The organism is Corallococcus sp. AB018, from assembly GCF_003986945.1.
In the GTDB taxonomy this organism is placed as follows: Bacteria; Myxococcota; Myxococcia; order Myxococcales; family Myxococcaceae; genus Corallococcus; species Corallococcus exiguus.
In genome coordinates, this window is the sequence record NZ_RAWR01000281.1 from 1 (window position 1) to 11,546 (window position 11,546).

Here is an 11,546-nt window from a genome sequence, read left to right on the forward strand (position 1 = left end):
GTGGTGTACGCGCTGCTGGACGCGATGCTGCCGTTGGACGGGCGGGGGCGCTGGGAGTTCCAGGCGGCGGTGGGGATGCTCTTCGGCATCTTCGTGTGGCTGGTGAACTTCCAACTGCTGGGGCGCGGCTACTTCCCCTGGTTCCTGAGCGTTCCGCAGTTCCTCCAGATTGTGTGGCACGCGGTGTTCCTGGGGCTGCCCATGGCCCTGCTCTTCACCGCGGCCGAGCGCCGGCGCGCGCCCGTGCCCGAGCCCACCCCCTGAGAGGGGCAGGATGGGCGTTTCATAGGGGACGTCCCGGGTCGGATGGGGGAGGCGGAAAAAACGCCAGAGGTAAGGTGACATGACCCGACCTTCAGGGTTATGCCCAGCGCCCGGTGCCATGGAGGCGCTTCGCACCCGGGACAAGGGCATGGACACGGAACTGGCGGGAATCCTCGGCGCGGCGGCACGGAACGTGCGGGTGAAGCTGGGTCTGACGCAGGCGGACGTGGCGGACCGCATCGGCATGGCGTCGGAGGTGTATGGCCGGCTGGAGCGTGGCCACATGCTGCCGAGCGTCCAGAACCTGCGCCGTCTGTGCGTCGTCCTGAACATCCCGCCGCATGACCTGCTGGGGTTGGGTGAGGAGTTCGCGGCGCCGCCGCCGAAGGAGAAGCCCCGGGTGCGGACGGAAGAGGACGTGCCGGAGATGCGGCGGCTGATGCGCAACCTGCGGAGGCTGACGCCGGTGCAGTTGAAGCTGATGAACCTGGTGGCGTCCGCGATGCAGCAGCAGAAGAAGAAGCCCTGAGGGGACGTGGCGTTAGACTGTGCCCACCATGGTTGAAGAGCTGGTGCGGAGGCTGGACCTCAAGCCCCATCCCGAGGGCGGCTACTACCGGGAGACCTACCGCGCGGCGTTCCAGGTGCAGACGCTGCGGGGACGCAGGTCCGCGGGGACGGCCATCTACTATCTGTTGCAGCGGGGGGAGTTCTCCGCGTGGCACCGGGTGGTGGGCGCGGACGAGCTGTGGCTGTTCCACGACGGAGAGCCGCTGGCGTTGCACCTGGTGCACGAGGACGGCCGGGTGGAGTCCCCGGTGTTGGGCCGGGACGTGACGCAGGGCCATCAGCCGCAGGTGCTGGTGCCGGCGGGGGTGCTGCAGGCGGCGGAGTCGCTGGGCGCGTACACGCTGGTGGGCTGCACGGTGTCGCCGGGGTTCGAGTTCGCGGACTTCGAATTGCCGGAGGAGGAGGCGCTGGTGGCCCGCCACCCGGCGCACGAGGCGCTGCTGAGAAGGTTCTCGAAGGCCGGGCGGCGGTAAGGCTCAGGTGCCCCAGGGGCGAAGCGGGGTGAGCAGCCCCGCCGCCTGGAGGCGCGCCTGGACGTCGGCGGCGAGGGCGACGTGGGCGGGGTTGGAGACGCTGAACTTCTCCTGGGTGAGGGTGATGAGCGTGCCCCGGTCCGGGATGTGCTCCACCTGGACGGAGGAGGGCAGCGGGGGCACGGGCCCGCGGAAGTCGGCGAGGTAGGTGACCCAGCCGACGTAGGTGTCGGAAGAGGGCGCTGCCACGAGGTCCCGGTGCTGTTCAGAGGTCGCCAGGGCGAACTCGGGTTTCCATGCGAGCGCCATGGCACGCACCACGCGGGCCATGACGGGCGCGGTCAGCACCCGCTCCGCGACCGGGCCTCGGGCTGGCGGTTCCAGGACACACACCGAGTTCACATGAGGGGATGAGCTCCCGCAGAAGCCGTTGACTGCGGAGGTCTCATCCTCGTTCTCGCCCGCCCAGAGCCAGAAGTTGGAGCTGTCGAGAGACCGATTGCTCTTCCGGCCGAGGAGCTTCGTCAGGGTCGGTGCATCCGTCTGGACCTGAAGCTTGCGAGCCTCTTCGTACGAGTCCGCCGCTTCATGCCAGCGGTTCCATGAAGGCTCGAGCGGGCCGAGCTCCCGGAGGAAGGCTTCCAGGTGCCGGGCGCAGTCCTCCACCGGTTCGGGCCGGGCCAGCCAGTAGCAACCCGCGTAGTAGGTCTCGGTCATGGCTCGGACTCCTCAAGGGACGGGAGGCAATGGAGAGATGTGCACGACTTCAATCTTGAAACGGAGACGGCTGAAAGCCGCACGGAGGAAATCCGCAAAGGGTTGCTCCGCCACGATCCAGCGGATGCGCTTTCCTCCCGCCAATGCCAGCTGACGCCGGGCCTGAGCGCGAAGTCCATCGAACCCAGTGAAGAACTTCTTCATCTGCGCATCATTCTCAAGGAACTTCGCGTAGCCCTCGCCCTTGGCCTCCAGCAGCAAATCGTCGACCAGGTCGTAGCCGTCGAAGTCGACCTCTTCGTCTCCTACCTTGACCCGGTACGCGGACCCCTTCGGCGCTCCAGTCACCTGGGCCTGATAGTCGCGGGCTCGATTGGACATCGCCTCATTCACCTGCACCCACTTGCCTGGGCCTCCGCTGCTGCTCGGAAGAGGCGGGCCCATCGTGGCCATGGCCACCGCCGTGGACGCGAGCGTCACCTCCACCACGCCGTCCACCACTGCCACCGCGCTCACGTCCAACACGCGCGCCGGGTTGAAACCCGCCTGTGTCGAGCCCAACCGCACCGCGTCCGGGAAGCGCGGCATCAAAGAGAGCGCCGACGACAGCCCCACCGTCACTCCGTGACTCACCAACATCGTCACCGCGAGCACGAAGACGCGCGCCACCTCCGGCCCCAGTGCCTGCGCGAAGACCTCCGCTGCCTCCTCCAGCTCCTGGAACGTCTGAGCCCTATCCGTCGCATCCTTCAGCGCACCGCACGCGCGAACCACAGCAAGGAACGACTGCACGCCCACGTACGCCAGGAACACGGCGGCAATCACCGCCGCGGCCTTGGTGAACACAGGCTCCGGAGCCGCGGCCAGCACCACCCAGGACGCAATCGCTCCCGAGACCACGGACACGAAGAACTCCGGATTCAGCGTGTCCTGCAGTGCGGCCCCGATGCTCGCGCGCAGAGGGTCCAGCGACATGCCCACCGCGAGCGTCAGCCGGTCCAACTCACCGAAACCCGCCCCATCCTCCAGCAACGACAGACAGTCCCCCGGAGCCTCATGCGCCCGGCACCACCGTCCGTACCCGTCCCGCAGCATGAACCCGAATCCCAGGTCCAGCTGCGCTCCCTTCTTCGCGACCGTGCGCACCACCCTCGGTGACCGCACCGTCAGCGGCACCTCCAATACCAATCGCGCCAGCGCCGCCTCGAAATCCCGAGCACTGACCGGCACGCGCCGGTCCCAAGTCTCCGGCGCATACGTCGTAGTCCCCCGCTCCGTGCGCAACCGCACCGTGGGCCCGCTGGCGCAGCCCGTGAGCAGCACGAACAACAACATCCACACGCCGGCCCTGTGCGCATTCATAGCGACAAGCATGCGCCCCAAAGACAACGGGGCGGAAGGCCCGTGAGGACCCTCCGCCCCGAAGGGGCACCGCCGTCAACGACAGACGGCTAGTTGTTCTTCACCGTGAAGCTGAAGCTCTGGATGACGAAGTTGTCCACCGAGTCCGTCATCCACACATCCACCGTGTGCGTGCCATCCAGCAACTCATGCGTGTCCAGCGACGCGGTCCACGTGCCGTTCGACTGGAGCGTGCCGGCGCGGATGCCCGACCCGTCCCGCGTGAACGCCACGTTCTTGATGCCGCTCAGCGCATCCGTGACCCGCGCGGTCAGCGTCACCACGCCACCCACCGTGCCGCCCGGAGCCGGCGTCACCAGCGTCGCCGTGGGCGCCTGCGTGTCGTAGCGCACCGTGCGCGTCACGCGTGTCGTGCGGCCCGCCTCGTTCGTCGCGTCGATGGTCAGCGTGTTCACACCCGACGCCAGCGTCACCGACGTCTGGATTTCACCGCCGCCGCGCGGCAACTGGAACTGCTGGCTGCCCAGCTTCACCGTCGTCGCGGACACGGACGACACGCGAATTACATACGGAAGCGAGTTGTTCGCACGCGGCCCGAACGTGGCCCCGTCCGCAGTGTCCGTCGTCACCGTGGGCGAGCCGGAATCCACGAACACATGCACCACGGCTTCCGTCACGTTGCCCGCGGAGTCCGTGGCGCGCACCAGGATACCCTGCTCGCCGAAGTTCGGCAGGCTCACCGGGTGCGTCACCGAACCGGTGCCGAACTCCAGCAGCGTGGTGTTCACCCACTGCGTCTCCACGCGCGTCGGCGTCTGCTCGTCAATCTGGCTGATGACATCCACCAACCCGCCCACCACCTGGCCAGACACCGGCGACTGGATGGTGATGACCGGCGCCACGCGATCCACCGTCAGGTTGATCTGCTTCGTGGTGACACCGCCCAGGTTGTCGCGGCCCGTGAGCTGGATGATGTTCGGCCCTTCCACCAGCTCCACCGGCACGTAGACCAGACCGCCGCTCAGCTCGGGGTTCACCACCACCGGGGCGCCGCCGTTCACGATGAACGCCGCGTAGGTGATGAACGCGCCGTTGGTGGCCGGCTTCACGAAGCCCCACGCGTTCAGCGTCGTTTCGCGGAGGAACGCGGGCTGGTTGCCCATGATGACCTCCGGCGCCGTGTACGGATAGGGATTGATGACCAGCGTCTGCGCCGCCGTGCTGCCCAGCAGGTTCGGGCTGGCCGGCTGCAACGTCACGCCGGAATACACCGCACGGTAGTCCTGCGCGCCCGTGGCGGACCACGTGTCCGTCGCGATGGTCCAATTGAGGGAGAACACGCCGTCGCCGTCCGCGTCGTCATCCGCGCCAATCGCAACACCCGCCACGAAGAACGTCACCACGCCCTTCTTCGACCCCGTCACCACGGCGTTGGTCGACGCATTCCGCACCCGCGCGGACAAGGTCGCCTGATTGCCAATGGTCACGCTCGCGTTCGCCGCCGGAGAGAGAATCGTGGTCGTCGTCGCCACGCCCGTCACCGGAGGCTCCGGCGGCGTGTACGTCCGCACGCGAGCCGACGCCGACACGCCCGCCGCGCCACCCGACGCCGCCGTCACCGTGACCTCCGACAAGAGCGACGGCAGCAGGTTCGCAGGCGCACGCACCGTCACCGTCACCGTGGACTCCGCGCCGGAGGCCAGGAACACCGTGGGCCGGCTCAGCGTGGCCGTCCAGCCCGGCAGGCCGCCCGCGGTGCTCAGCGTGTACGTGTCCGCCTGGTAGCCGTGGTTCTTCACCTTGAGGGTGTAGGTCGTCTCCTTCGGCTCCAGGTTGGGGATGGAGAACATCTTGGTGTCCTCGCCCACCACGGACACCTCCACGCTGAAGTCGCCGAAGCACGCCAGGCCCAGCGACGCGAACGTCGTCGGGATGTCCCGCGCCGGGGACGCCGGCTCCCAGCCACCGTCCGCCGCCTGCTTCGTCTTCAGCCACTCAATCGCGTTGAACAGGCGCGCGTTGCTCGCCGGCTCCTTGCCCGCGAGGCACAGCGAGTACACGGCGATGCCCGTGGCGAAGTCGTCGGACGCGTCCGTCGGCAAACGCCCCCAGCCCTTGCCGCTCACCGAGGGCATCGCGATGAGCTGGTTCGCCAGCGTGTTGATGGTGGTGGTGTTCACGCCATTGGCGCCCGGCCCCGCGGCCTTCAGGCCCACGATGGCCCACGACTTCTGGAACGTGTACGGCATGCCGTCGTCGAAGACGCCCGTGGTGGCCGTGTTGATGTTGGCCCGCAGGTACGCGGCCGCCTTGTCGATGGCCGCCTGGTACTGCGCCGCCTTCGCCGGGTCCACGCGCTGCTTCGCCTGCGCCAGCGCCACGATGTATCGCGCGGTGATGGGCACGTTGCCGTGGTTCACCGGCGTGCCGCTGTGGTCCTCGTTCCACCGGCCGCTGGACTGCTGCATGCCCAGCGCCCAGTTGGCCGCCATCACCAGCGCGCTGCTGTACTGCGTGGACACGTACTGGTCGAAGCCCGCCAGGCCGAACGACGCCCAGCCCGTCTTGGAGTTCGGGAACGAGGACCCCTGATACAGCCAGTGACCGGAAGGCAGCTGGTCCGTCTTGATGCGCGCCGTGATGGCGTCCAGGTTCTGCTGGAGCGTGCGCCCGTTGGTCGCCGCCTGCGCCATGTTGTAGCCATTGGCCTTGGCGCTCGACAGGCCGAACACCGCCGCGCCCTGGCGGTGGCACGCGATGCAGTTCTCGTGCGTGGTCCAGTTGGCCACGTCCGCGCTCAGGAATTGGATGGCCTTCTGCGTGGCCTCCGTGTTGGTGGCGGCGGCGGCCGGCAGGCTGAAGGCCGACAGCACCATCACCGCGAACGTGACGAGTCGCGCCGCCCAACGGGGCGACGAACGGGATACGGCTGATGACATGAGGGAACGTCCAGGGGCCTACGGGTGGGCACACCCGGACGCGAGGCTCAGGGCCCCCAGCGCACACCCCGGCCCGTCCACCCGCGCCTCACCTCCGCGCCCCGGTGATCCGAAACCCGCGTCCGGCTGGAAGAAGCACCCCGCGAAAGGCGTGCGGGGCTAGAATACTCAAGTTTGGCTGTAACTGTCCAGGGAGGGGCAAAGCGCCCAAGCCTTAGAAATCAAGGACATACGGCCAGTCGTGCGAGTCCCTCGGGACTCAGCCTTCCTGTGAACCGCGAGTGCGCTTCCACAGCTCGCGCAGCAGGATGATCCCGAACTGGGAGTCATTGAGGATGTACCGGCGCCACAGGCGCTTGGGCTCGTGGGTGAGGCGGTAGAGCCACTCGAAGCCGGCCTTGGCGATCCACTCGGGTGCGCGCTTGGCGGTGCCGGCGATGAAGTCGAACCCCGCGCCAATGCCGATGGCCACCGTGGGGCCCAGCTTCTGGGCCACCTGGGAGATCCACACCTCCTGCTTGGGACTGCCGAGCGCGACGAAGAGCAGGTGCGGATCCTGCTCCCGGATGCGCGCGACGATGGGATCATTCTGCGCGTCACCCGCGTCCAGGTTCACCATGGGCGAGTCCCAGCCCACCACCTCGATGCCGGGGTACTCCGCCTGGAACTGCTTGCCCACCTTCTCCGCGACGCCGGGGCCCGCGCCCAGCAGGAAGATGCGCCACTTGCGCTCGGCGCCCATCTTCACCAGCGGGAGGATGAGGTCGGAGCCGGCGATGCGCTCCGGCAGGGACACGTCCAGCATGCGCGACGCCCAGACGATGGGCATGCCATCGACGACCGAAATGGTGGCCTTGGAGTACGCGTCGCGGAAGCGCGTGTTCGTCTCCGCGAGCACCACGTGGTCCACGTTGGCGGTGAAGACGTAGCCGCCCTGGTGCGCGTCCACCAGTTCGCCAATGGCCGTGATGGCCTCCGGGAACGTGAGCTGGTCGATGGTGAGCTGGCCGATGTTCAGGCGCGGGCGAGGGGAAGCGGCGGCGGGGGCGTTTACGGTGGTCAAGGCGTCGTCTTCACTTCACCGTGAGGTCCAGCACGGTGATGGAGTAGGGGGGAAGGCGCTGCGACAGGGTCTGCTCGGCCTGCTTGCCGGTGGCCTGTTCGGTGAAACCGCCCGGCGCGCCCGAGTACCCCATGACGCGCACGGTGTTGAGCGAGCCGCAGCCCTTGAACTCCAGCTGCGCCTGGGCGGCCTGCTCGGGGTCGAAGTTGAGCAGCACGGCGGTGAGCTTCTTGCCGGACGCGTCGCGGGACGCGAAGAGGCTGGTGCCTTCCGCCGCGGTGGTGGACAGGCCGTTGTCCTGGAAGCGGCCGCCGCGCCCGTCGAAGTCGCGGTACGCGCGGAACGCCCAGAACGTGGGGCTGTTCTCCGCGGGGTACTGCCAGAAGAACGCGGACGTGAGCCCCTGCTGCCCGAAGCGGCCCAGGGCCTCCGCCTGCGCCAGGCCGCCGCTCATGTGCTTCATGGCGCCGAAGTTGTACTCGCCAATGGACACGCCCCGGCCGGGGTAGTTCTCCGAAATCCACTGCTTCACGCGGGGGATCAGCTGGATGGGCTCGGCGATCCAGGACTCGTCCTTGTAGGTCGGATCCCACAGCGCGCGGGTGGAGCGGATCCGCCGCGCGTTGGTGTCGGGGTCGGTGGCGCCCTCCAGGCCCAGGCCCACGTTGGTCTGCGGGTAGAAGTGCACGTCCACCACGTCCAGCAGGCGCACGCCGGTCTTCTTCTCGTGGTCGCGCAGCTCGCGCAGGTACCAGGGCAACAGGGGCACGTCGCCGTGCGCGCGGCGGTCCGTGTACGGCGGGCGGCCGGGAGCGAAGTCCGCGGCGGACCAGAAGTAGTTCGTCCAGCCCCACTCCGCGGGACCGGCGATGACCGCTTCTGGATCCGCCTTCCGCACGGCGGTGCCGTACTCGATGGTGCGCTTGAGCAGCTCGTCGTAGGTGAGCGGCTCAGGGTGCACGTCCCGGTGCGTGGAGCTCCAGAGGGCGGGCTCGTTGTCCAGGATGTACATGTTCACGCCGCGCCTGGCGGCCTTGAGCGACTTCACCCACTCGGAGATGAACTCCGGCGGGGCCTGCACGCTGGTCGTCGTGGGAGCGCCGGGGACCAGGGGCGTGCCGTCGCGGCGCACGCCGTTGCCGCCCGCGGGGTCGGTATCGTCCTGGGCCTGCTGCGGGCCGAACGAGGACACCGGGAAGCCCACGGCGGACGTGTCCTTGGCCACCCAGCCGATGAGCGGCAGCGTGAGCGCGGACTGGACGTTGTTCTTCCGGTTGGACTCCAGGAAGTCATCCGCGCCGAAGCCCAGCTGCACGTTGCGGAAGTACCAGTCGTTGCCGGTGTTCCACGCGCGGCCCAGCTTCCAGTTGTAGCGGGACGTGGGGTTGCCGCCCCAGCGGCGGATGGTGGCGCCCAGCTTCCACTGGTGCGTGTCCGTCGTCTCCTTGTTGCCGTCCAGCGCGATGCCGTAGATGAGCGGGTTGATGGCCTTGGACGGCGCGGAGCAGTCGATGATCATCTTCGACTCGCGGCCGTCGCCCCGGCCCATGCGTCCACCGCCAGCGGCCCGAGCAGCGGCCACGTCCGGCGACAGCGGCACCAGGGCCACCTTGTCGAAGAGCACCCAGTCCCGGCCCACCTCCTTCGACGCGCGCAGAACCAGGCGGTCGAAGGGCTGACTGCGCGGGTTGAGGACCTCCATGGGCACGACGACCTCCGCCCACTCGCGGTCCTTCTTGACGATGAACTCCGGGCTGATCCGCACGTGCGGGAACGTCGCGGCGCCAGGGGCATCCAGGCGCACGTCCAGGAACTCGCCGTAGGACTCCGGGGCGGTGAAGCGGAAGCTCAGCGCGCCATACGCGCCCGGGAGCTTGGGCCGGTAGAGGATCCACCCGCCGTAGTTGAACATCCGCAGTCGCGCGGGCGCGCCCTTCGGAAGTTCGCGAGGCGCCCAGCCGATGTCCTTCCATCCGGCCTGGATGCCCCCGTCGTACACGGCCACCGTGTCCGTGGCGGCGGGCTGCGCGGCGGGCGCCGCGTCCCCAGCAGCAGCAGCACCCTTCGTCGAGCCCTGCTGCGCCATGGCCACGCCCGCGCCGCCGCCCAGCACCGCGCAGGTGAGGATGACGGTCCGCTTCCACCGTCCGTGCTTCGTCTCTGCCATGACCTTCCTCAACGCATCCCCCGGAACGAACCCGGTACAGCGGATCAGCAATCCACAACGGTTACAGCGGGACCTCGTCCAGGTCCTTGCGCGGGAAGATGCGCGCGGGGATGCCCACCGCCACGCTGTCCGGCGGCACGTCCTGGAGCACCACGGCGTTCGCGCCAATGCGCGAGCGAGCGCCAATGCGCACGGGGCCGAGGATGCGGGCGCCCGCGCCAATCCAGACGTCGTCCTCGATGGTGGGGTAGCCGTTGTCCTTGGCGGTGCCCACGGTGTTGTTGCCGTAGAAGCGCACGCGGTCGCCGATGCGCGCGTCCCCGCCGATGACGACGCCCAGGCTGTGCACGAAGTACACGCCCTTGCCCAGCGTCACGTCCTTGCCGATTTCGATGCCCATCACCGCCGTCTGGGCCACGCGCAGCACGTGGTTCACCAGCGGGATGTGGAAGGCCAGCGCCGCCTCCCGCGCGCGGTTGAGCGCGGTGATGCGGTACGAGTCGCTGGTCAGCACCACCTTGGCGATGGACTTCGCGTCCGTCGTACCGGTGGCCGCCTTGGCCATCTCCAACGCGTCCGAGATGAGGGCTCCGAACATGGCTTTCATCCTTGGGGATTTCCCCGGCCCTGCAGGTAGCGAGCAAGGCCCTTGGCGACGCCCACCCAGCCGCCGGCCTCCGTGCGGGCCCCGCGCAGGTACTCCATGCCGTACGCCACGGAGGTGCCCGCGTACGCGGCGCCCGTGAGCCCCAGCCTGTCCGCCACGCTGGAGGCCTTCACCACGGCCTCCGTCAGCCGGCGGGACGCTTGCGGCGCCACCACCGCGGAGGCGAGCAGCGGGCGCGAGAGCAGGTTCGTCTCGAAGAAGAGGCGCCAGGGGTTCACGCCCTTCACGTCCGGGTGCTTCACGGAGACGTGGGTGTCGAACATGCCGTAGCGGTGGGCGCGGCGGATCCACTTCTCGAAGCTGACGTGGTCGCTGCCGTGCAGCACGTACGCGTCCGGCGCGAAGAGGAACGCGCAGCCGGCCTTCTCCAGGCGCACGCCCAGCTCCACGTCCTCGGACTGGCCCAGCGTCTTGTCGAAGCCGCCCACGCCCACGTAGTCCGCGCGGGGGAAGGACACGTTGCCCGTGTACAGGTGGTTGCCGTGCGCCTTCACGCCGGGGACGGAGAGCTCCTCCGCCATGCGGTTGTTGAGGTGCGCGTACCAGCGCTCGAAGAGGGGCATCTCCCCGATTTCGGGATCCGGCCGGATGCGGCCCAGCACCACGTTGCGCGAGCCCTGCGGATGGTGGGCCAGGTGGCGCGCCAGGAAGTCGGAGGCCACCTGCATGTCGTCATCCGTGACGAGCACCGTGGCGCCCCGAGCGGCCAGCACGCCCCGGTGCCGAGCGGCGGCGGCGCCCGCGTTCTGCTGCACCTCCACGCGCAGGGTGTAGGGCAGCTTGAGCTCGGAGAGCGGGCCCTTCACGTCGGAGGCGGAGCCGTCGTCCACCACCACCACCTCGAACTCCTCGGGCGGCAGCGTCTGGCCGGCCAGCTGCTGGAGCAGACGGGTGATGAGGGGCAGCCGGTTGTACGTGGCGATGACGACGCTGAGCCGGGGGGCCGGGACAGCGGGGGAGTCGGAAGGGCTCATGGCTTCTTCTTCTTGGCGGCGTCAGCGGCGGCGCGCTTCTGCTTCTTGGTCGGACGCGGGAAGGTGACGCTGCCGGCGAAGCGGTCCTCGCCCACCAGGGCGAGGGTCTTCTGCGCGGAGCCGAAGTCCGTCTCGCCCAGGGTGACGACCAGCAGGGCGGTGTCCGCGGCCAGGGCCAGCGGGAGGCTCGCCGGGTGGGTGATGAGCGAGTCGATGACCACGATCACGCGCTCGCCCTGCTCCACGCGGCGGCGCACCTCCTGGACCATGCGCGGGGCGCCGGCGGGCTCGATGCCGGTGGCGTCCACCAGGCGCAGGGGAGGTTCCGGGTAGGGCGCACCGGCCTCCAT

The 11,546-nt window shown here is 68.9% G+C and carries 9 protein-coding genes and 2 pseudogenes; 3 read left to right on the forward strand and 8 right to left on the reverse strand.

Annotated elements, in window-relative coordinates; translation table 11 throughout:
• The 3 genes and pseudogenes from D7Y11_RS38270 to D7Y11_RS38280 form a co-directional block, all read left to right on the forward strand.
• A pseudogene (locus tag D7Y11_RS38270) lies at positions 1-264 on the forward strand (hypothetical protein); the annotation flags it as partial.
• 148 nt (positions 265-412) lie between these two features.
• On the forward strand, positions 413-793 hold the full coding sequence (locus tag D7Y11_RS38275; protein ID WP_120580792.1) for a helix-turn-helix domain-containing protein: 381 nt from the start codon (positions 413-415) through the stop codon (positions 791-793).
• Between the two features lie 28 nt (positions 794-821).
• Positions 822-1,307 (forward strand): cupin domain-containing protein, encoded by a 486-nt coding sequence (locus D7Y11_RS38280; protein WP_120580791.1) that lies wholly within the window; start codon positions 822-824, stop codon positions 1,305-1,307.
• Positions 1,308-1,310: 3 nt separating this feature from the next.
• Here D7Y11_RS38280 and D7Y11_RS38285 read toward each other — a convergent pair whose 3' ends face one another.
• The 8 genes and pseudogenes from D7Y11_RS38285 to D7Y11_RS38320 all read right to left on the reverse strand — a co-directional run.
• Positions 1,311-2,024, reverse strand: a complete 714-nt coding sequence (locus D7Y11_RS38285; RefSeq protein WP_120580790.1) for an immunity 52 family protein — start codon at positions 2,022-2,024, stop codon at positions 1,311-1,313.
• Between the two features lie 12 nt (positions 2,025-2,036).
• Entirely contained in the window at positions 2,037-3,386 is a 1,350-nt protein-coding gene (locus D7Y11_RS38290) for a restriction endonuclease fold toxin 5 domain-containing protein (RefSeq protein WP_126936143.1), read from the reverse strand.
• Positions 3,387-3,475: 89 nt separating this feature from the next.
• On the reverse strand, positions 3,476-6,325 hold the full coding sequence (locus D7Y11_RS38295; protein WP_126936144.1) for an Ig-like domain-containing protein: 2,850 nt from the start codon (positions 6,323-6,325) through the stop codon (positions 3,476-3,478).
• A gap of 259 nt (positions 6,326-6,584) precedes the next feature.
• Positions 6,585-7,388 carry an exopolysaccharide biosynthesis glycosyltransferase EpsA gene (gene epsA / locus D7Y11_RS38300; RefSeq protein WP_126936145.1) on the reverse strand — a complete coding sequence of 268 codons (804 nt, stop codon included), beginning with the start codon at positions 7,386-7,388 and terminating at the stop codon, positions 6,585-6,587.
• 10 nt (positions 7,389-7,398) lie between these two features.
• On the reverse strand, positions 7,399-9,555 hold the full coding sequence (epsB, locus tag D7Y11_RS38305; protein WP_126936146.1) for a GH44 family glycoside hydrolase EpsB: 2,157 nt from the start codon (positions 9,553-9,555) through the stop codon (positions 7,399-7,401).
• Positions 9,556-9,616: 61 nt separating this feature from the next.
• A complete protein-coding gene (epsC, locus tag D7Y11_RS38310) occupies positions 9,617-10,153 on the reverse strand; it encodes a serine O-acetyltransferase EpsC (RefSeq protein WP_169822113.1) in 537 nt (178 codons plus the stop codon).
• Between the two features lie 5 nt (positions 10,154-10,158).
• The gene (gene epsD / locus D7Y11_RS38315; RefSeq protein ID WP_126936147.1) at positions 10,159-11,196 is read right to left on the reverse strand and encodes an exopolysaccharide biosynthesis glycosyltransferase EpsD; all 1,038 of its coding nucleotides are present in this window, start codon (positions 11,194-11,196) and stop codon (positions 10,159-10,161) included.
• Positions 11,193-11,546: pseudogene (locus tag D7Y11_RS38320) on the reverse strand (hypothetical protein); the annotation flags it as partial. The pseudogene D7Y11_RS38320 and the gene epsD, both read right to left, overlap by 4 nt.